Here is an 18,918-nt window from a genome sequence, read left to right as displayed (position 1 = left end):
ACTCTCCTGCGCCCGCCTCCTTCAGCCCGCGCTGTCGCGCAGCTGTTCGACCGCTTCGGCGAAGCGGCTGATGTCGACACGCAGGATCACCGGCTCGCCCTCGGCGGCGGGGCGGAAGCCAAAGAGCAGCGCCTCCTCCTCCGCGAAGACGGCCAGCTCCTCTTCATTCAGCGGCGCGGCGGCCTCGCAGACGTTCTCGGCGCAGCGCTGCCAGATCATCTCGCGCTGCTCCAGCGCCTCGTTGCCGGCGAAACGATAGACGGCCCCGCCCGGCAGGTAGACCCCCATCGGCACCTGGGCGAGCAGGATCGCCCCGTCGGAGACCGGCAGGGCAACGAAGCGGGCGACCAGCTGGCCGCCCTCCTTGAGCCGCTGTTCCTGCACCAGGCTGCAGGCGGTCTTGCGGGTGGTCACGGCCTCGCAGCTCACGATCCAGTCGCCGAAGGCGGTGTTGTTGCTGACCTCCCCGGAGGCCTCGGGCGCGGTCTCGGTCGCCTCCTGTGCGGTGGCCGTGGCGCAGGGCAGGCAGAGCGCGAGGGCGAGAGCGAAGGGGGCCAGGTGGGTCATCGGTGGTGCATCCATGTTTTCGTTTCACGCATCGGGGGCCTCAGAAGCTGTAATCGAGACCGAGATAGAACCTCGGTTTGCCGGCCTCGTCGAAGCCGAGGGTGTCCTTGATCGGTACGCCGACCACGGCCAGAACGTTGGCCTTGCCGACCGCCACCGAGGCCCCTGCCCCGAAGGAGGCCAGCAGATCCTGCTCGCCGTCGATGCCGCCGTCGACCCGGTAGGGCACGACCAGCGCCGCATCGACGAAGGCGAAGGGGCTGATCTTCCAGCGCGGCATGGTGCGGGGCGTGATCGGCTTGCGGGTGGAGACCTGGAGGTTGACCAGCACGCCGGAATCGCCCGCGCGGATATCGTTGGGATAGCCGCGCAGGGTGCCGACGCCGCCCACGGTGAAGAGCCGGGCGACGGGCAGGTTCTGGCCGTGGGCATATTGGTAGCGCAGGGCGCCGTTGAACATGAACCGGTCGTTGATCGGGCGGGCGTAGGTGCCTTCGCCGTAGATCAGCCAGTAGCTGCCCTCGGTCTCGGAGGTGCCGAGCGCCTCGGCCTGGCCGATCCGCAGCCCGGCGCTGAACCCCAGGATCGCGCGGTCATACCGGCGGTTGTAGCGGGCGGTGAGAAACGCATCCCAGAGCCGCACATCGGCGAAGGTCAGGCCGTCGATGGTGGACTCGGTGCTGTCGAAGGTGACGCCGCCCTCGAGCAGCCAGTAGCGATCGGGCCGGACCCAGGCAGGCCGCCGATACGACAGACTGCCGCCGAGGGAGTCGGAGACGATGCTGACCGGGGTGAACTCGCCGCCGATGATGGCGGACTGGGCGAAGCTGAGCGTCGCCACGACCCGCCCGCCGCCGGTGCCCACGGGGCGCGAATAGCCGAGCGAGGCCGATTTTGCGCCCTGCGAGGCCTGGAGCTGGAACGACAGGGTATCGCGCACCCCGGTGACCGAGGACCAGCGGCCGAAGAGGGTGGCGCGGGCTTCGCCGGTTTCGGGACGGCCGAAGTTGTCGACCGAGGCGGTGATGCTGAACCGCTTGGGCTCTTCGGCGGTGACGATGGCGCGGGTGGTGCCCACTGCCCTGCCCGGCCCGAAGCTGAGCCGGGGCGAGATGTCGTGGGCGATGTCGAAGACCTGGAGGTCGCGTTCGATCCGGTCGTAATCCGGCTTGGCCCCTGCGGGCAGCGAGATGTTGCGCCGCAGGAAGCGTTCGGAGGTGTTGCGCAGGCCGACGAACTCCACCTCCTCGATCTCGGCCTCGACCAGTGAGACCTTCAGGATGCCGTCGCTCACCACCTGTGGCGGCAACACCGCCTGCGCGGTCGGCACGCCGGCGGCGGCATAGAGCCCGTTGATCTCGGCGATCATCTGCTGGAGATCGGCAAAGGTGATCGGGCGCTTGACGTATTTGCCGGTGACATCGGCGATCACGTCGGGATGGAGATAGGCGGAGGGTTCGACCGCCACGCCCTCGATGCGGAAGCTCTGGGCCATGGCGGGCGGGCTGGCGCAGAGGCCGAGCGCGAGCAGCAGGGCGGCGACGAGGCGATTCATCGGCTGGCCTCCGCGGCGGCGCCCAAGGCCGCGGTCAGGCCCATCAGCGAGACGTCGAACTCGATTGGCGGCGCCGTCGACGAGGGGCGGTAGCGCAGCCGGGCGGCGCGGGCCCGCTTCCAGCCCGCGAGCTGGCGGGTGGAGATGCTCACGCGGGCGTCGCAGGCCTGGTTGGTGCAAGTCAGGTAGGTCGCTTCGGCCAGCCGCAGGCCGGGCACGGCCACGAAGAGGCCCGACGCGAGGTGCACGCCCGGTGGCACGAGGATCTGGACCGGCAGATCCGCCTGCGCCGCGCCCGGCTGGATGCGCAGGGTCGAGAGCCAGGTGCGGTCTTCGGCGAAGCTGGTGGTCGAGGCGGTGCAGGCGCGCCCATCGTCGGGGCAGTCCACGCGCCAGTCGGTGAAGGTCTGTTCGGCGGCATGGAGCGGGGCGCCGATCGCGAGCCCTGCCAGCCAGCAAACGGCAAGGAACCGCGCCCTCACGGCGGCACCCTGCCTTGAACCCAAGCGCATCTGCGCCTCCCTTCAGGCGCCTGTAACCCCGGCGCCTCCCCTTGCGATTTGGTGCGGCCGCCGCGCGGTAGTGGTTGCGGCACGCCCTTCAGGCCGAAAGCGCGGCCCGGCATAAAGTGCTGTAAATCATGAACTTGTTCGCAACTCCCGAGCAGTAAGCCCCGAGAGATGCCTCTGGGTCAACCGATTCAGGCGCGATTTACGCGAATTACGGACCAGCGTGGGAGATGGGGATGATCTGGCGGACCCAAGAGGATTCGAACCTCTGGCCTCTGCCTTCGGAGGGCAGCGCTCTATCCAGCTGAGCTATGGGTCCGCGTGGCGCCTCGTATAGCGGGCGAGTCCGGCCCCCGCAATCGGGAATTTCCGGGCCCCTGCCCTGCCCGGCGCGAAAGGTCCGGGCTCAGGCGAAGAGGTCGTGGCAGAGCTCGAGGGCCGAGATGAGGCGGTCGACCTCTGGCTCGGTGTTGTAGAGCCCGAAGCTGGCGCGGCAGGTGGCGGTGACCCCGAGGTGCTCCATCAGCGGCTGGGCGCAGTGGTGGCCCGCGCGGACGGCGACGCCGCGCTTGTCGAGGACGGTGGAGATGTCGTGGGCGTGGCCCGCGCCTTGCAGCGTGAAGGAGAAGATCGCCCCCTTGCCAGGCGCGTCGCCCTGCACGGTGAGCCAGTTGAGGCCGAAGAGCTTTTCGCGGGCGTAGTCGCGGATTCGGGCCTCGTGGGCGGCGATGTTCTCCATGCCCAGGGTCATCATGTAGTCGAGCGCGGCGCCGAGGCCGATGGTGGCGACGATGCCGGGCGTGCCGGCCTCGAACTTCATCGGCGGGTCGGTGTAGCTGACCGCCTCGCGCCCGACCTCGCGGATCATGTCGCCGCCGCCCATGAAGGGGCGCATCTCGGCCATGCGGCTCTTGCGGATGTGGATCGCGCCGGAGCCGGAGGGCCCGTAGAGCTTGTGGCCGGTGATGGCGTAGAAATCGGCGCCGATCGCCTCGACATCGACGGGCATGTGCACCGCCGCCTGCGAGCCGTCGACCAGGGTGGCCACGCCCTTCTCGCGGGCGGCCTTGCAGATGGCGGCCACGTCGACGACGGTGCCCAGCACGTTGGACATGTGGGTGACGGCGACGAGCCTTGTGCGCGGGCCGATGGCCTCGATCACCTTCTCCGCCGGCAGGCTGCCGTCGGGCTCGGGCTCGACCCATTTCAGCACCACGCCCTGCCGCTCGCGCAGGAAGTGCCAGGGGACGATGTTGGCATGGTGCTCCATCACGCTGAGCACGATCTCGTCGCCGGCCTCCAGCCGGGGCGCAGCCCAGCCGTAGCTGACGAGGTTGATGCCCTCGGTGGTGCCGGTGGTGAAGACGATCTCGTGTTCGTCCTTGGCGCCGAGGAAACGAGCGATGGTGCCGCGCACGGCCTCGTATTTGTCGGTCGCCAGGTTGGACAGGAAGTGCAGGCCCCGGTGGACGTTGGCGTATTCGCTCTCGTAGGCACGGGTGACGGCCTCGATCACGGCGCGGGGCTTTTGCGCCGAGGCGCCGTTGTCGAGATAGGTCAGCGGCTTGCCGTTCACCTCGCGGGCGAGGATCGGAAAGTCGGCGCGGATGGCGGAGACGTCATACATTTGGCGGGGTTCCGGGGATGGTCACGCCGATGATGGCGAGCAGGATCGACAGGGCGAAGATGGCACCGAGGCCGGTGAGCAGGATGCCCAGAAACACCAGCGGCGGCCGGGTGAAGCCGTGCAGCGCCGTGGTGAAGCTGGTGAGCAGGTAGAAGAAGGCGAAGATGTTGAAGAGCAGCACGCCTGCGGCCAGCGCCGGCACGATGACGATGAGCAGGATCTCGAATGCCTGGAGCACGATGAGCGCGAATTGCAGCAGCGCCATGAGCAGGATCGCATCCTCCAGCCGCCCGGTTCCGCCGAAGGCGCGGCCGACCCAGTGGATGCCGAAGACCATGAGGATCAGCAGGCAGCCCTGGATCGCGCCGAGCAGGACCGGGTTGAGCGCCAGCGCCGGACCGAGCGCGCCCTCGGGCGTTTCGACCGGGCCGAGCAGGAGCCCGAGGATGTGGGCGAAGATCAGCTCGATCACCAGCACCAGGGCAAAGACCTGCCAGGCGACGGGGGACGAAAGCTGCATGGCCTTCACGGTCTGCATGGCCTCCTGCGGGCGGCGGGCGGAGAGCTCGAGCAGTTTCAGCAAGGTGGGACGTTGGCTCATGCGCGGGCCTCCCCGGCGGAGGGGCCGAACTCGGCCTCGGTGAGGCAGAGGGCCCAGTGGACGAGGAAGGCCAGCGTGACCACGGCACCGACCAGCGTGGCCTCCGCCCCGTCACCGATGAACCCGCGGGTCAGGCCGTAGAGCAGCATCAGCGGCGAGACGACCAGCACCGTCCAGAACAGCGCGAGGCGGGCGCCGTAGCCGGTGCCGCGCCCGCCGAAGGGCTTGCAGGCCAGGTGCGAGAGCCAGGCAAGGAGGTAGAAGACGATGGGCATGATGAAGAGCCAGGCCAGGAGGGTGCCGCCGATGAGCATCTGCAGGGGTTGCTCGGCCTCGGCGCCCAGCGTCTGCAGCTCTGCGTCGCGCGCCAGCCGGGGCCATTGCGCGACGAAGATGACGAGGCAGCCCGCCATCAGCAGCATCAGCGCCCGGTCCTCGCGCGGACCGGCGGCGAGCATACGGCGCAGCGTGGCGCGCGGCGCGCGCCAGCTGGCCAGCATGTTGGTGGTCACCGCCATCGACCCTGCCCCTCAGCGGCGATGCCGATGGAGCCAGGCGGCGAGGCGCTCTGTCAGTTCGCCGGCGAGATCCTTGTTTTCGATCTCTTCGATGGCCTCGGCCACGAAGGCGAGCACCAGCAGGCCCTGAGCCTCGGCACGCGGGATGCCGCGCGACAGGATGTAGAAAAGCGCGTCCTCGTCGATCGCCCCGGTGGTCGAGCCGTGGGAGCAGGCGACGTCGTCGGCGTAGATCTCCAGCTCCGGCTTGGCGAGGAACTGGCTGTCATCGTCGAGCAGGAGCGACTGGCTGATCTGGTAGCCGTCGGTCTTTTGCGCGCCTTCCTTCACCAGGATCTTGCCCTGGAACACGCCCTTGGCGCCGTTGCGCAGCACCTTCTTGAAGACCTGCCGGCTCTCGCAGTTCACCGCGTCATGGGTGATGAACACCGTGTCGTCGTGGTGGAAGCTGCCATCCCCGAGGCAGGCGCCGGCGATATGGGCCACGGCGTCGTCGCCGGTGAACTCGATCACCGCCTCGTTGCGGGTGAGCACGCCGTTGACCGTGAGGGTGAAGCTCTTGAAGGTGCTCTCCTTCCCGAGGCGGGCGAAGATGTGGCTCACCGCGCGGCGCTCGTGGTCGCGGCCCTGCGCGCGAATGTGGTGGAAGGTGCCGCCATCGGCCACATCCACCTCGAGCACCTTGTTGAACCGGGCGGCGGCGGGGCCGTTCTCGAGCAGGGTCAGCTCGGCGCCGGGCTCGACCTTGACGACGTGATGCAGGATCGCGTCGGAGGCCACCTGCTGGTGCAGGTAGGTGATGTGCACGGGCCTGGAGACCCGGGCCGTTGCACGGATCAGGATGCCGTCGCTGGCGAGCGCGGTGTTGAGCGCGGCGAGCGGGCGGGCGACGGGCTGCTGGCCGCGGGCCTCGAGCACGCCGTAGACGGACTGTGCCCAATGGATGTCGGCGCCCTCGGCCTCGGAGAGCCGGGCGATCTCGATCCCCTCGCCCTCAAGGCTGTCGGAGGCCTCGGCATCGAAGACGCCATCGACGAAGACGAGGTGCAGCCTGTCGACAGCGCCGAAGATCAGGCTTTCCTGCGGGTCGAAGGTGGCGGCCTCCACCGGCTCGGGCTGGCTGAGCGTGGTGGGGTCGGTGAACTTCCAGTACTCGTCGCGGCGATGCGGCAGGCCGAGGTCGATGACGCGGCTCAGGGCGGCCTCCCGCGGCGCGGCGGACCAGCCGGAGACGGCGGGCATCGGCGTTGCGGCGAGCCGGGCTTGGGCCTGGGCGCGCCGGTCGGCGGCCATGGCCTCCTTGCGGTTGGGAGCAGCCATCATGCCATCTCCGCGAGAATGTCGGCGTAGCCGTTGGACTCGACCTCCAGCGCCAGTTCGGGGCCGCCGGTCTTGACGATGCGGCCATCGGCCATGATGTGCACAACGTCGGGTTTGATGTGGTCGAGCAGGCGCTGGTAGTGGGTGATGACAAGGAAGCTGCGGCCCGCATCCCGCAGGGCGTTCACGCCTTCGGCGACCAGCTTCATGGCGTCCACGTCGAGGCCGGAGTCGGTTTCGTCGAGGATGCACATCTTCGGGGCCAGCATGGCCATCTGGAGGATCTCGTTGCGCTTCTTCTCGCCGCCCGAAAAGCCCATGTTGACAGGGCGCTTCAGCATCTCGGCGTCGATCTGGAGCGAGGCGGCCTTGGCGCGGACCTCCTTGAGGAAGTCGGTGGCGCTCATCTCCTCTTCGCCGCGCGCCTTGCGCTGGGCGTTCACGGCGGTGCGCAGGAAGGTCATGTTGCTGACGCCCGGAATTTCGACCGGGTACTGGAAGGCGAGGAAGAGGCCGGCAGCGGCGCGCTCCTCGGTCTCGAGGTCCAGCAGGTCGACGCCTTCCATCACGGCGGAGCCTTCGGTCACCGCGTAGCCTTCGCGGCCCGCGAGCACGTAGGAGAGCGTGGATTTGCCCGAGCCGTTGGGGCCCATGATGGCATGGACCTTGCCGGTTTCGACGGTGAGGTCGACGCCCTTGAGGATCGGTTTGCCCTCTTCTTCAAGTTCGACGTGGAGGTTTTTGATTTCGAGCATTTTTTCTTACCTTTGCATGACGGATGTCCCGGCCGCCGAGAAGGCTGCCGGGGGTGTGAGGGACCGCGCCGGAGCGGCGGCCGGATGAGACGGGTTTGATGGCTGCCCTGCGGCCTGCGCCTGGCGGCCTAGACCGGCAGACGCTGCAACAGGTGCCCGTAGAGCACCATGTTGGGATCGGTCGTGGCCAGCACCGCATTGACCCAGGCCGGGCCGAAGAACTGGGCGAAGGTCTCTGGTGCGCGGTGCACCAGCATGTGCATCGCAAGCGCCCCGACCGAGGTGCCGATGACCGAGACCACGACCTGCGCGACCGAGCGCATCTGGACGATCTGGCAGAGCAGGAAGCTGACCACCAGCGCCATCAGGGCATCGACCGCCAGCGTGCTGGTGAGCACCTGCCCGCCCTCGGGCACGCCGCTCACCGCCAGACGGGCGTAGCGGGCCACGGCCATGGCCAGCAGGCCGAGCGCAAAGGCCATCGGAAGCGAAATGGTGTGAAAGAGCCGCGCCACCGGGCCGTTCCGGCCCTTGCGCCGAGTGATCTGCACGGGAGAATGCACCACGCCGTCGGGCGCCCATTGCTTGCCCTTGCTGATCCGGGAGATCCGGTCGTTGAACGTGTCCATGCTCGCCATGGGAACTCGCTGCCTCTGCGTCGGTCCTTTGCGTTAACAAAGTGTTTACCGCGGGATTGAGGCAGGATTTTGGTTGATACGTCAAAAAACGTGGGCAGCTTGAAGGCTGGACTTGCGCCGGATCCCACGGTTGCACCACTGTGGTGTGGAGGGAGAGGACTGCGTGCATCGCTCAGGCCTCGGTCTCTGTTGCTGCTGCGTCCGGGGCAGACTCGGGCTTGGGCTCGGCCGCGCGCAGCACCTCGGCCGGCACGCGGCCCATGTAGTGGCCAAGCACATGGCTTGCAATCGCACCGCGATCCTGCAGCAGGGTGAGGCAAAACGCGCAGAGGTCATGGCTCTCTGCCACGGTCTCGGCCATGACAGCGAGGGCCTTCAGCTGGAAATCACTCATGTTTTCAGGCTCTTCCATGTTGCGGATGTAGACCGCATCCCCATCGAGCAACTGGCTGCCGGATTTCGGCTTGAACTGCTTCCAGCGCCGGGACCCGAGAAGAACCGATTTCTGGTGGAGGAACTTGTGGAGCACGAAGCCCTGGCGGCGCAGCTCGGTGTCGAGCTCCGCCCAGGTCGGCTCGCCCTCGTACATCTGGTAGAAACGCACCTCGGGGACCACCATGACCGCCTCGGACAGCGTGTGTTCGCCGCCTTTCATTACATCGAGTTCGGCGCCCTGCACGTCCATCTTGAGGAAGTCCAGCCTCGGAAATCCCTTCACCTCGTCCAGGGCGACCAGGGTCATGGGGATCTCCGTCACTTCGCGCTTGGTCCAGAACCCCTTGTTCAGGTAGCGCGCACAGGCCTCGGAGAACTTGAACACCGAAGAGAGCGAACCGATCTGATGCGCATAGAAGGTGGCCTTGCCGGGTTTGCCGACGGCCGCGTTGTAGAGCGTGGTCCGCTCGGGCTTCGATGCCTCGATCTCCGCGAAGGCTTCGGGCTCGGGTTCGAAGGCATGCAGGCGGGCGGCGCCGACGGCCATGACGAGCCCGTATCCCGGCTTTTCCTTGGTCAGCCGGGCGCCGATGTCGGCCAGGTTCATCTCCCGCTCGAGATTGAGCTGGGCGATCAGCCACTCTGCGCGTTTCTTGCTGTTGACGGCCATCTACCCCACCTCAGCCCAGCGTGACGGCGGTGCCGGAGGCCGAGGCCATCAGCATGTTGTCGATGACTTCATAGTCGAGATCGACGCCGACCACGGCCTGTGCACCCAGTTCGGCGTCGCGCTCCTCCATCTCGGCCAAAGCCGTGCGGCGCGACTTGCCCCACTCCTGCTCGCAGGCCGCCGAACGCCCGCCGAGGATGGCCTCGCCGGTCTCGATGCCCTTGCAGGCGGTGATGCTGCGGCCCTCTACGGAGGGGGCGGTGGCGGCAATCATCTCAACTTCTCCTCGCAAACCTTTCAGGTTGCAGGGTTTTACCCCACAGACCCTTCCAGCGAGATCGCCACGAGTTGCTGGGCTTCCATGGCAAACTCCATCGGCAGGGCCTGGAGCACCTCCTTGCAGAAGCCGTTGACCACCAGCGCCACGGCCTCCTCCTCGTCCATGCCGCGCTGGCGGCAGTAGAAGAGCTGGTCGTCGTCGACCTTGGAGGTGGTGGCCTCGTGCTCGACGCGGGACGAGTTGTTCTTGACCTCGATGTAGGGGACGGTGTGAGCCCCGCAGTCGGAGCCGATCAGCAGGCTGTCGCACTGGGTGTAGTTGCGGCTGTTCTTGGCCTTGGGATGCATCGAGACGAGGCCGCGATAGGTGTTCTGCGCCTTGCCGGCGGAGATGCCCTTGGAGACGATCCGGGAGCGGGTGTTCTTGCCCAGGTGGATCATCTTGGTGCCGGTGTCGGCCTGCTGGTAGTTGTTGGTGATGGCGATCGAGTAGAACTCGCCCTGGCTGTCATCCCCACGCAGGATGCAGCTGGGGTATTTCCAGGTGACGGCGGAGCCGGTTTCGACCTGGGTCCACATCACCTTGGCACGGTCGCCGCGGCAATCGGCACGCTTGGTGACGAAGTTGTAGATCCCGCCCTTGCCGTTCTCGTCGCCGGGGAACCAGTTCTGCACGGTGGAATACTTCACCTCGGCATCGTCCATCACCACGATCTCGACCACGGCGGCGTGGAGCTGCGAGGTGTCGCGCTGGGGCGCGGTGCAGCCTTCGAGGTAGCTGACGTAGGCGTTGGAGTCGCAGATGATGAGCGTGCGCTCGAACTGGCCGGTGTTCTCGGCGTTGATGCGGAAGTAGGTGGAGAGCTCCATCGGGCAGCGCACGCCGGGCGGCACGTAGACGAAGGAGCCGTCGGAGAAGACCGCCGAGTTGAGGCAGGCGTAGAAGTTGTCGGCCTGCGGGACGACGGAGCCGAGATACTTTTTCACCAGCTCGGGGTGTTCCTTGATCGCCTCTGAGATGGAGCAGAAGATGACCCCTTGGCGGGCCAGTTCGGCCTTGAAGGTGGTGCCGACGGAGACGCTGTCGAAGACGGCATCGACCGCCACCTTGCGGCCTTCCGCGGGGGCGCTCTCGGCCCCCTCGACGCCGGCAAGGATCATCTGCTCTTTCAACGGGATACCGAGCTTTTCGTAGGTGGCCAGCAGCGCCGGATCGACCTCGTCGAGCGACTTGGGCTTTTCCTTCATCGAGGCGGGCTTGGCGTAGTAGTACTGCTTCTGGAAGTCGATCTCGGGGTAATCGACCATCGCCCAGTCGGGCTCTTCCATCTGCAACCAGCGGCGGTAGGCCTCGAGGCGCCATTCGGTCATCCACTCGGGCTCGCCGTTGTTGGCGGAGATCAGGCGGACGATCTCCTCGTTCAGCCCCATCGGGGCGAAATCCATCTCGATCTCGGTGTTCCAGCCGTATTTGTAGGCCCCCATGGCCTTCACGGCTTCCACGGTTTCGGCGTCGACGCCTTCTTTCACGTCAAGATCGTTCATTGCGTTTCCTTTCAGCGGCTTGGGGGGCGTTGTTCACGCAACCCGTGCCTTGTATCTCTTGTACTGTGCAGCCCAGGCCTCTGCGAAGCGGGCGATATCGTCTTCGGTCGTATCCGGCCCCAGCGAGACGCGGATGGCCGAGCGGGCGGTGGCCTCGTCGTATCCCATGGCGCGGAGCACCCGGCTCTCCTTGACTTTGCCGGAGGAGCAGGCGGAGCCGGCGGAGATGGCGAAGCCCGCGAGGTCCATCGACATCACCTGGGTTTCGCCCTTCCAGCCCGGGGCGGCAAAGCAGCTGGTGTTGGGCAGGCGTCTGGCCTCTTGCCCCACGAATATGGCCTCCGGCGCGGCATCTGCCACCATCGCTTCCAATTTGTCGCGGGCGGCGGCGACCGGCTGCCATGCGCCGGTTTCGAGCCGCCGCATCGCGGCTTCGACCGCAGCGCCGAAGCCTGCGATGCCGATCACGTTCTCGGTGCCGGAGCGGCGGCCCATCTCCTGCCCGCCGCCCTTGAGCAGCGGCGCGATGTCGACCCCCTCGCGGACGATCAGCGCGCCCACACCCTTGGGGCCGCCGAGCTTGTGGGCCGACAGGATGGCAAGATCGGCCCCGGACCAGCCGAAGGCAAAGGGGATGCGGCCCACGGACTGGGTCACGTCGAGCAGGAGCAGCTCGCAGGGCTTTTCGCCGGGCGCATCGGCGATCACGCCGGTCTCGCTGTTGGCGAGGCCCATCGCGTAGATGCGGCCCTCGGAGGCGTGATGCGCCCAGAGCGCGTCATGCGCGGTGGGCTCCACAACGGCCCCGGCGGCCAGAACCAGTGCGGCCTCGGTGGCGCCGCCGGTGAAGACCACCTCCTGCGGCTTGCAGCCCACGCCCGCCGCCACCTGTGCCCGCGCCCGCTCGACGGCGGCCTTGGCGGCCCGGCCCTCGGCATGGACGGAGGACGGGTTGCCGCAGAGCTCCATCGCCGCGAGCATCGCGGCGCGGGCCTCGGGCAGCAGGGGCGCCGTGGCGTTGAAATCGAGATACGTCCGACTCACGCCTCGGCCTCCTCCTGTTCATCGTCGACCACCAGGAAGAAGCTGGGCACTGCCGGGCAGGTGGCCATCGGCTTTTCGATCACCGAAGCCAGGGTGGCCTGGTGCAGGAAGACGTAGACATGGGAGGAGAGGCCCTCCCAGAGGCGGTTAACCATGCTCTGCGCCTTGGAGCCCGAGACGGCGCCCTTGGCCCCTGCCCCGGTGTGCAGCGCGCTCACCGTCTCGTCGACGGCCTCGAGCACCTCGGCCACGCGGATCTCGCCAGGGCTGCGAGCCAGACGGTAGCCGCCGCCCGGGCCGCGCACGCTCTCCACCAGCCCGCCCTGGCGGAGCTTGACGAAGAGCTGTTCGAGATAGGGCAGCGAAATGCTCTGGCGCTTGGCGATCGCGGCGAGCGAAACCAGCCCCTCGCCGCCGGGCTGCGCCTGCGCCATGGCCAGATCGGCCAGGGCGACCATCGCGTAACGTCCTTTGGTCGAGAGCTTCACGCTGCGTTTCCTTGCTGCCGAGAGGCCCGCGGGGGGCCAAATTGCATTGACGAGGGAGGCAATGGCAATTACCTCCGTCGCACCCGTCCACGGGTGTCGCGCCAATTTAGAATTATTCTAGTTTCGGGCTGCGATAGCGTCAACCGCTCCGGGACGTAAAAGAGGACAAAAAAGGTCAGGTATGCCCGAAGTGATTTTTCCCGGCCCCGAGGGTCGGCTGGAAGGCAGATATCACCCGCAGCAGGGCGTGAAGGATGCGCCGATCGCCATCATCCTGCACCCGCACCCGCAGTTCGGCGGAACGATGAACAACCGGGTCGTCTACAATCTGCACTACACCTTCCACAAGATGGGCTTCACGGTGCTGCGGTTCAACTTTCGCGGCGTGGGGCGCAGCCAGGGCGAATACGACCAGGGGATCGGCGAGCTGAGCGATGCCGCCTCGGCGCTTGATTACCTGCAGTCGATGAACACCAACGCCAAGCATTGCTGGGTCGCGGGCTTTTCGTTCGGCGCGTGGATCGGGATGCAGCTGCTGATGCGGCGGCCGGAGATCACCGGCTTTGTCAGCGTCTCGCCGCCGGCCAACATGTATGACTTCTCCTTCCTCGCGCCCTGTCCCGCCTCGGGCCTGGTGCTGAACGGCACCGCCGACCGTGTGGCGCCTCCGAAGGACACGCACCAGCTGGTCGACAAGCTGCACGAGCAGAAGGGCATCACCATCACCCATACCGAGATCCAGGGCGCCGGGCACTTCTTTGAAGATCCCTACATGGACGAGATGCTGGGCGAGGTTGACACCTATGTGCGCCGCCGCCTGACCGAAACCACGCGCTGAGGGAGGCCGGCATGGGCGTTCTGGAAGACCTGGCCGACAAGCTGGCGGCGGACACCATCGAGCAGGGCGCAAAGCTCGGGGCGGAGGATGACCTGATCCGCGCCGTGGCCAAGAAGCTCGGGATCTCCTCGCCCACCATGGAAGAGACCTTCATGACCTCGGTGCGAGTGCGGCTGGCCGAACGCCGGGCGCGGCAGTTTCTGGAAAAGCAGGTCGCGCAGGGGTTCCTCGAAAAGGACACCGGCCCCAAGCTCATGGATGACGGCCACTAGTGGCCGGTGAGGCCGACCTCGACCGCCAGATCGCCTTTCTGACAGAGGCCTGCAAGCTGCGCTCGGTCGAGCGCGCCTCCAAGCTGGCCGACGGATCGCGGCAGGAGAACTCGGGCGAGCACTCGTGGCACCTGGCGCTCTTTGCGCTGGTGCTGGAGGGCGAGGCGCCGGAGGGGGTGCGGATCGACCGGGTGATCCGGATGGCGCTGATCCATGACCTCGTGGAGATCGACGCGGGCGATGCGCCGATCTTCGAGGCAGGGCTGGACCAGGCCGCGATCGAAGCCGCCGAACAGGCCGCCGCAGACCGGATCTTCGGGATGCTGCCCGAGGCGCAGGCGGCCGAGCTGCGCGCGCTTTGGGAGGAGTTCGAAGCCGCCGAAACCCCCGATGCGCGCTTTGCCAAGGCGCTCGACCGGTTTCAGCCGCCGGTGCTGAACCTTGCCAACGGCGGCGCGAGCTGGACGCCGTTCAACGTGGATTACGCGCGGGTCGCGGCGCGGTTGCAGCCGCCGATGGAGCGCGGCGCGCCCTCGCTCTGGCGCTGGATCGGGCCGCGCATCCGGGCCTTCTTCGAGCGGCAGGACAGCTGACGCGGCCGGGCGCAGAGGGCCGCAGTTGGGCCTTCCGCCCGCCCTGCCCTTGGGCTACCTGTCGGACATGGATCACGACGCCAGCCTCGACGCCCTCGGCCTGCTCTGCCCGTTGCCGGTGCTGAAGACCGCCAAGCAGATGCGCGCACTGGCACAGGGCGAGGTGCTGCGGGTGCAGACCGACGATCCGGCGGCGCTGATCGACATGCCGCATTACTGCGCCGAGTCGGGCAACGCCCTGCTCGGGCAGGACGAGGCGGGCGCGGTCATCACCTGGTATCTGCAAAAGAAGTAGGGGCGCGCCCGGCAGGCACGCCCCTCTTGTGTCATCCCGTCAGGCTCAGCGACCCAGCGACCACCAGCCCTTGCGCTTGGGCTTGGCCGGTTCGTCGGCGGCGGGCTCGGCCTCTGCCGTCTCCAGCACCGGCTCGGGCGCGGCTTCGGGCGCGGGTTCTGACGCGGGCGCGGGTTCTGGTGCGGGCTCCTGTGCAGGCTCGGACGCGGCCTCTTCTGCCGGGGCCTCGGGCTCGGCGGCGGGCTCAGCAGGTGCCTCGGCGGCCGGGGCCTTCTTGCGGGTGCGGGTCCGCTTGGGCTTGGGCTTGGCCTCGGGTTCGGGCGCGGCCTCGGCCTCGGCGACCGTTTCGGGCGCAGCCTCGACGGCCTCGGCGGGTGCCTCGGCTTGCGCCTCCGCTGCCTCGGGCGCGGGCTCCTCGGCCTTCTTGCTGCGGCTCCGGCTGCGGCTTCTGCTCCGGCCGGAGGGCTTCATCTCCGCCGGGGCCTCTTCCTCGGCGGAGGCGGCTTCGGCCGGCGCGGCGGCGTCGCCCTCGGCTTCGCCGGCAGCCTCGGCCTCAGTGGCCTCGGCGTCGCCCTCAGCGGACTCCTGGCCGCCCTGGGCCTCGCTGCCCTCGCCATTGCCGTTGCCGCCACGACGACGCCGACGGCGCCGACGCTTGCGCTTGGGCTTGTCCTCGCCACCCTCGGCTTCGGCCTCTTCGACCTCGGCCTCGACCTCGGCCACGTCGTCCTCGTCCTCCTCCTCGATCTCGGGAAGATCGGTGGTGTCGATGGAGATGACCGGGGCCGTGACCTCGGCAATCGAGCGCGTGGCCGTCTTGAACTTTTCGAGCGAGAAGTCCGGCGAGATCATGTGGGTGTCGGCCTCGAGCCGGACCGACATGCCGTAGCGGCTCTCGATGGAGGCGATGTGCTCGCGCTTCTGGTTCATCAGGAAGTTGATGATGCCGACCGGGGCCTTCAGCAGAACCTCGCGGTTCTTGCCGCGGGTGGCCTCCTCCTCGATCTGGCGCAGCACGGCGAGGCCGATGCTGTCATCGGAGCGCAGCAGACCGGTGCCGTGGCAGGACGGGCATGGCTGGGTGGTGGCCTCGAGCATCCCGGGGCGCAGGCGCTGGCGCGACATTTCCAGCAGGCCGAAACCGGAGATCCGGCCCACCTGGATGCGGGCGCGGTCGGTCTTGAGCTTGTCCTTGAAGCGCTTCTCGACGGCGGCGTTGTTGCGGCGCTCTTCCATGTCGATGAAGTCGATCACGATGAGGCCGGCAAGGTCGCGCAGGCGCAGCTGGCGGGCCACCTCCTCGGCGGCCTCCAGGTTGGTCTTGAGCGCGGTCTCCTCGATCGAGCCTTCCTTGGTGGCGCGGCCGGAGTTGACGTCGATCGCGACCAGCGCCTCGGTCACGCCGATCACGATGTAGCCGCCCGACTTGAGCTGGACGGTCGGGTTGAACATGGCGGCGAGGTAGCTTTCGACCTGGTAGCGGGCGAAGAGCGGCAGGCCCTCGGTGTAATGCTTCACGTTCTTCGAGTGGGACGGCATGATCATCTTCATGAAGTCCTTGGCGGTGCGGTAGCCCGCCTCGCCCTCGACCCAGACCTCGTCGATCTCCTTGGAGTAGAGATCGCGGATGGACCGCTTGATGAGGTTGCCCTCTTCGTAGATCGGCGCGGGGGCGGTGCTCTTGAGGGTCAGCTCGCGGATCTGCTCCCAGAGGCGCTTGAGATACTCGTAGTCGCGCTTGATCTCGGTCTTGGTGCGCTTGGCGCCCGCGGTGCGGACGATCAGCCCGGCGCCCTGGGGCACCTCGATCTCGGAGGCGATCTCCTTGAGCTTCTTGCGGTCGGCGGCATTGGTGATCTTGCGGGAGATGCCGCCGCCACGGGCGGTGTTGGGCATCAGCACGCAGTAGCGGCCGGCAAGCGAGAGATAGGTGGTGAGCGCCGCGCCCTTGTTGCCGCGCTCTTCCTTGACGACCTGCACCAGCATGATCTGGCGCACCTTGACCACTTCCTGGATCTTGTAGCGGCGCGGACGCGGCTTGCGGACCTGGGCGATCTCTTCCTGGACGTCTTCTTCGGCGACCGACTCGATCTCCTCGTCCTTGTCGGCGGCGGAGGTCTCGTCGTCGGAGTCGTCCTCTTCGCCATCCGCCTCGTCGGCGTCGGTGTCATCGTCGCTGTCGTCTGCGTTGTCGGCGACGGCTTGTGCCGCCTTGGAGGCCTCCTCGGCCCCGTTCTCCGAGGCTTCGGCGGCGCCGTCCTCGTTGACCAGGGTATCGGCCTCGTCTTCCTCCTCTCCGAGGTCGACCACGTCCATCCCGGAGATCGAGCCTTCGACCTCCCTGGTGGCGACGGCATCGTTGCTCTCGGATTTCTTGGAGCGCGAGCGGCGGCGGCGCGATTTCTTGGGCGCCTCCTCCTCGGCCGCCTGGGCCTCGGCATAGGCGCGCTCTTCCTCGAGCAGCGCCTTACGGTCGGCGACCGGGATCTGGTAGTAGTCGGGGTGGATTTCGGAGAAGGCCAGGAAGCCGTGGCGGTTGCCGCCGTAATCCACAAAGGCCGCCTGAAGCGAGGGCTCCACGCGGGTGACCTTGGCGAGATAGATGTTGCCGGCTAGCTGGCGTTTGTTGACCGATTCAAAGTCGAACTCCTCGACCTTGTTTCCGTCGACCACGACCACGCGAGTTTCCTCGGCGTGGGTGGCGTCGATAAGCATTTTCTTAGCCATAAGAACTCATTGCACGGCGTTCTTGCAGCGCGCCCCGGAGGGCGTACGTTGGAAAGGCCGTGTCTGGAAAGGGCGAATGCGCGGGACGGGCGTGGCAGGACGCGTGCTGATGCAGCTTCCCTTGCCTCGACGTCGATCCTCACGCGTTGCATCGCGGTTTGTCTCCGACGCGTCCCGGCCTTGCGGCGGTCGCGCCCGTTCGGGGGGCCGTCGCCTGCAAGTGCGGGGTAGGCCGTGTGGCCCCTCAAGTCGTTCCTCTCGGGGCCGGTTAACTCTGACGGACGCGGTGCGGCGGCACATCTGGCTCGCGTTCCGCACGTCCCTGTCAGGGAAATCGCTCCGGACCACCTCAGGGCACCTGCCATGGGCCGTCCGTGGGGGGACCATAACGGAGGGGAGCGCGGAATGACAATGGCAAATTCGCGCAGGCCGCACACGCGGGAGTTGTGGCCGTTCCAGCCCCATCGCATCGTCATCCTCGGGCCCGACCCGAGGATGACAGAACGAACGTCAGCCCGGCCCCTCACCGGTAGAGCAGCGAGCGGCCCTCGGCGAAGAGGTGCACCTTTTCGGGCGCCGCCGTCATTCGCACCGTCTTGCCGCGCATGTCGCGCTGCACGCCGGGGAGCTTGGCGATGACGGTATCGGTGTCTTCGTCCAGCTTGAGCGGCGCGAAGTAGAGCTGGGTGACCTCGCCGAGCGCCTCGGTGATCTCGACCGTGCCCTCGAAGGCGAAGTTTTCGTCGTCGGTCGGCAGCATGTCTTCGGGGCGGATGCCCACGTTCACCTCGCGGTCCTTGTCCTCGGGCCGGCTGGGCACGACGGACCAGATGGTGCCGCCGCCGTCGCCCACGGTCACGCCGGTGCGCGCGCCGGTCTCGACGATCCGGCCGCGCAGCAGGTTCATGGCGGGAGAGCCGATGAACTGGGCGACGAACTCGTTTTCGGGCGTCTCGTAGAGCTCCAGCGGCGTGCCGACCTGGGCGATGCCCTTGTTGGCCAGCACCACGATGCGGGTGGCCAGGGTCATGGCCTCGACCTGGTCGTGGGTGACGTAGATCATGGTGCTCTCGGGCATCTGCTCCTTGAGCTGGGCGATCTCGATGCGTGTCGCCACCCGCAGGGCGGCGTCGAGGTTGGAAAGCGGCTCGTCGAAGAGATAGACCTTGGGATTGCGCACGATGCTGCGCCCGATGGCCACCCGCTGGCGCTGGCCGCCCGAGAGCGCCTTGGGCAGCCGGTCGAGATAGGGTTCGAGCTGGAGCTTGCTCGCGGCCCGGTTCACCGCCTCGTCGATTTCCTTGCGGCTCTTCTTGGCGAGCTTGAGGGCAAACTCCATGTTCTCGCGCACCGTCATGTGCGGATAAAGCGCGTAGGACTGGAACACCATGGCGATGCCGCGCTCGGAGGGGGGCACGTCGTTGACCACCTGCCCGTCGATCTCCAGCGTGCCGCCGGTGATCTTTTCGAGCCCGGCGATCATCCGCAGCAGGGTGGACTTGCCGCAGCCCGAAGGGCCGACGAAGACGATCAGCTCCCCGGTCTCGATGTCGAGGTTGATGTTCTTCAGCACATCCACCGTGCCGCCGTAGGTCTTGGCCACATCGGTCAGCTTCAGGTCCGCCATCGCGGTCTCCTCCCT

Annotated in this window: 20 protein-coding genes and 1 tRNA gene; 4 read left to right on the top strand and 17 right to left on the bottom strand. The window is 67.4% G+C overall.

All coding sequences use genetic code 11. The annotated features are described in order from the left end of the window. Window positions 1-21: 21 nt before the first annotated feature. The 15 genes from BUR94_RS06640 to iscR form a co-directional block, all read right to left on the bottom strand. Window positions 22-567, bottom strand: a complete 546-nt coding sequence (locus tag BUR94_RS06640; RefSeq protein WP_074255437.1) for an invasion associated locus B family protein — start codon at window positions 565-567, stop codon at window positions 22-24. 40 nt (window positions 568-607) lie between these two features. Continuing rightward, a complete protein-coding gene (locus tag BUR94_RS06635; RefSeq protein WP_074255436.1) occupies window positions 608-2,122 on the bottom strand; it encodes a ShlB/FhaC/HecB family hemolysin secretion/activation protein in 1,515 nt (504 codons plus the stop codon). Further along, window positions 2,119-2,634, bottom strand: a complete 516-nt coding sequence (locus BUR94_RS06630; RefSeq protein WP_074255435.1) for an invasion associated locus B family protein — start codon at window positions 2,632-2,634, stop codon at window positions 2,119-2,121. The genes BUR94_RS06635 and BUR94_RS06630 overlap by 4 nt, the downstream gene beginning before the upstream one ends. 239 nt (window positions 2,635-2,873) lie before the next feature. Further along, window positions 2,874-2,950, bottom strand: a tRNA-Arg gene (locus BUR94_RS06625). Window positions 2,951-3,037: 87 nt separating this feature from the next. Further along, the gene (locus BUR94_RS06620) at window positions 3,038-4,258 is read right to left on the bottom strand and encodes a cysteine desulfurase (RefSeq protein ID WP_074255434.1); all 1,221 of its coding nucleotides are present in this window, start codon (window positions 4,256-4,258) and stop codon (window positions 3,038-3,040) included. After that, window positions 4,251-4,859 (bottom strand): YIP1 family protein, encoded by a 609-nt coding sequence (locus BUR94_RS06615; RefSeq protein WP_074255433.1) that lies wholly within the window; start codon window positions 4,857-4,859, stop codon window positions 4,251-4,253. Before BUR94_RS06615 ends, BUR94_RS06620 begins: the two co-directional genes overlap by 8 nt. Beyond that, window positions 4,856-5,377 (bottom strand): YIP1 family protein, encoded by a 522-nt coding sequence (locus BUR94_RS06610; RefSeq protein WP_074255432.1) that lies wholly within the window; start codon window positions 5,375-5,377, stop codon window positions 4,856-4,858. The genes BUR94_RS06615 and BUR94_RS06610 overlap by 4 nt, the downstream gene beginning before the upstream one ends. Before the next feature lie 12 nt (window positions 5,378-5,389). Beyond that, window positions 5,390-6,697, bottom strand: a complete 1,308-nt coding sequence (gene sufD / locus BUR94_RS06605; protein ID WP_074255431.1) for a Fe-S cluster assembly protein SufD — start codon at window positions 6,695-6,697, stop codon at window positions 5,390-5,392. After that, window positions 6,697-7,452, bottom strand: coding sequence for a Fe-S cluster assembly ATPase SufC (sufC, locus tag BUR94_RS06600; protein WP_074255430.1), 756 nt, complete (start codon window positions 7,450-7,452; stop codon window positions 6,697-6,699). Before sufC ends, sufD begins: the two co-directional genes overlap by 1 nt. Window positions 7,453-7,580: 128 nt before the next feature. After that, window positions 7,581-8,081 carry a hypothetical protein gene (locus BUR94_RS06595; protein WP_139301235.1) on the bottom strand — a complete coding sequence of 167 codons (501 nt, stop codon included), beginning with the start codon at window positions 8,079-8,081 and terminating at the stop codon, window positions 7,581-7,583. A gap of 181 nt (window positions 8,082-8,262) precedes the next feature. Further along, the gene (locus BUR94_RS06590) at window positions 8,263-9,195 is read right to left on the bottom strand and encodes an FkbM family methyltransferase (RefSeq protein WP_074255428.1); all 933 of its coding nucleotides are present in this window, start codon (window positions 9,193-9,195) and stop codon (window positions 8,263-8,265) included. Between the two features lie 10 nt (window positions 9,196-9,205). Next, complete coding sequence (locus tag BUR94_RS06585) at window positions 9,206-9,469, bottom strand: heavy metal-binding domain-containing protein (RefSeq protein WP_074255427.1); 264 nt, start codon at window positions 9,467-9,469, stop codon at window positions 9,206-9,208. A 38-nt stretch (window positions 9,470-9,507) separates the two neighbouring features. After that, window positions 9,508-11,019: a Fe-S cluster assembly protein SufB gene (gene sufB, locus BUR94_RS06580; RefSeq protein ID WP_074255426.1), complete on the bottom strand. Its 1,512-nt coding sequence runs from the start codon at window positions 11,017-11,019 to the stop codon at window positions 9,508-9,510. Window positions 11,020-11,052: 33 nt separating this feature from the next. Continuing rightward, window positions 11,053-12,063, bottom strand: a complete 1,011-nt coding sequence (locus BUR94_RS06575) for a cysteine desulfurase family protein (protein ID WP_074255425.1) — start codon at window positions 12,061-12,063, stop codon at window positions 11,053-11,055. Then, window positions 12,060-12,551: a Fe-S cluster assembly transcriptional regulator IscR gene (gene iscR / locus BUR94_RS06570; RefSeq protein ID WP_074255424.1), complete on the bottom strand. Its 492-nt coding sequence runs from the start codon at window positions 12,549-12,551 to the stop codon at window positions 12,060-12,062. Before iscR ends, BUR94_RS06575 begins: the two co-directional genes overlap by 4 nt. 181 nt (window positions 12,552-12,732) lie before the next feature. On the opposite strand from iscR, the gene BUR94_RS06565 reads away from it, so the two are divergent. From BUR94_RS06565 to BUR94_RS06550, 4 genes are read left to right on the top strand one after another with little or no spacing between them, the layout of a single operon-like run. Beyond that, window positions 12,733-13,389 (top strand): alpha/beta hydrolase, encoded by a 657-nt coding sequence (locus BUR94_RS06565; RefSeq protein ID WP_074255423.1) that lies wholly within the window; start codon window positions 12,733-12,735, stop codon window positions 13,387-13,389. An 11-nt stretch (window positions 13,390-13,400) separates the two neighbouring features. After that, window positions 13,401-13,661, top strand: a complete 261-nt coding sequence (locus BUR94_RS06560) for a hypothetical protein (RefSeq protein WP_074255422.1) — start codon at window positions 13,401-13,403, stop codon at window positions 13,659-13,661. After that, a complete protein-coding gene (locus BUR94_RS06555) occupies window positions 13,661-14,254 on the top strand; it encodes an HD domain-containing protein (protein WP_074255421.1) in 594 nt (197 codons plus the stop codon). Before BUR94_RS06560 ends, BUR94_RS06555 begins: the two co-directional genes overlap by 1 nt. Before the next feature lie 25 nt (window positions 14,255-14,279). Next, entirely contained in the window at window positions 14,280-14,549 is a 270-nt protein-coding gene (locus BUR94_RS06550; protein WP_425445232.1) for a sulfurtransferase TusA family protein, read from the top strand. A gap of 45 nt (window positions 14,550-14,594) precedes the next feature. Here BUR94_RS06550 and BUR94_RS06545 read toward each other — a convergent pair whose 3' ends face one another. Together BUR94_RS06545 and BUR94_RS06540 are read right to left on the bottom strand one after the other, a co-directional pair. Then, window positions 14,595-17,276 carry an Rne/Rng family ribonuclease gene (locus tag BUR94_RS06545; RefSeq protein ID WP_074255420.1) on the bottom strand — a complete coding sequence of 894 codons (2,682 nt, stop codon included), beginning with the start codon at window positions 17,274-17,276 and terminating at the stop codon, window positions 14,595-14,597. A 523-nt stretch (window positions 17,277-17,799) separates the two neighbouring features. Next, the gene (locus BUR94_RS06540; RefSeq protein WP_074255419.1) at window positions 17,800-18,903 is read right to left on the bottom strand and encodes an ABC transporter ATP-binding protein; all 1,104 of its coding nucleotides are present in this window, start codon (window positions 18,901-18,903) and stop codon (window positions 17,800-17,802) included. Window positions 18,904-18,918: the final 15 nt, after the last annotated feature.

It is taken from the genome of Vannielia litorea (assembly GCF_900142295.1).
Taxonomy (GTDB): domain Bacteria; phylum Pseudomonadota; class Alphaproteobacteria; order Rhodobacterales; family Rhodobacteraceae; genus Vannielia; species Vannielia litorea.
The sequence above is the reverse complement of the archived record's forward strand: the minus strand, read 5'-3'. Positions and strand labels throughout refer to the sequence as shown.

Coding starts and splice junctions, on each gene's coding strand:
- BUR94_RS06640 (WP_074255437.1), bottom strand. CDS start 567: ATGACCCACCTGGCCCCCTTCGCTCTCGCCCTCGCGCTCTGCCTGCCC.
- BUR94_RS06635 (WP_074255436.1), bottom strand. CDS start 2,122: ATGAATCGCCTCGTCGCCGCCCTGCTGCTCGCGCTCGGCCTCTGCGCC.
- BUR94_RS06630 (WP_074255435.1), bottom strand. CDS start 2,634: ATGCGCTTGGGTTCAAGGCAGGGTGCCGCCGTGAGGGCGCGGTTCCTT.
- BUR94_RS06620 (WP_074255434.1), bottom strand. CDS start 4,258: ATGTATGACGTCTCCGCCATCCGCGCCGACTTTCCGATCCTCGCCCGC.
- BUR94_RS06615 (WP_074255433.1), bottom strand. CDS start 4,859: ATGAGCCAACGTCCCACCTTGCTGAAACTGCTCGAGCTCTCCGCCCGC.
- BUR94_RS06610 (WP_074255432.1), bottom strand. CDS start 5,377: ATGGCGGTGACCACCAACATGCTGGCCAGCTGGCGCGCGCCGCGCGCC.
- sufD (WP_074255431.1), bottom strand. CDS start 6,697: ATGGCTGCTCCCAACCGCAAGGAGGCCATGGCCGCCGACCGGCGCGCC.
- sufC (WP_074255430.1), bottom strand. CDS start 7,452: ATGCTCGAAATCAAAAACCTCCACGTCGAACTTGAAGAAGAGGGCAAA.
- BUR94_RS06595 (WP_139301235.1), bottom strand. CDS start 8,081: ATGGACACGTTCAACGACCGGATCTCCCGGATCAGCAAGGGCAAGCAA.
- BUR94_RS06590 (WP_074255428.1), bottom strand. CDS start 9,195: ATGGCCGTCAACAGCAAGAAACGCGCAGAGTGGCTGATCGCCCAGCTC.
- BUR94_RS06585 (WP_074255427.1), bottom strand. CDS start 9,469: ATGATTGCCGCCACCGCCCCCTCCGTAGAGGGCCGCAGCATCACCGCC.
- sufB (WP_074255426.1), bottom strand. CDS start 11,019: ATGAACGATCTTGACGTGAAAGAAGGCGTCGACGCCGAAACCGTGGAA.
- BUR94_RS06565 (WP_074255423.1), top strand. CDS start 12,733: ATGCCCGAAGTGATTTTTCCCGGCCCCGAGGGTCGGCTGGAAGGCAGA.
- BUR94_RS06560 (WP_074255422.1), top strand. CDS start 13,401: ATGGGCGTTCTGGAAGACCTGGCCGACAAGCTGGCGGCGGACACCATC.
- BUR94_RS06545 (WP_074255420.1), bottom strand. CDS start 17,276: ATGGCTAAGAAAATGCTTATCGACGCCACCCACGCCGAGGAAACTCGC.
- BUR94_RS06540 (WP_074255419.1), bottom strand. CDS start 18,903: ATGGCGGACCTGAAGCTGACCGATGTGGCCAAGACCTACGGCGGCACG.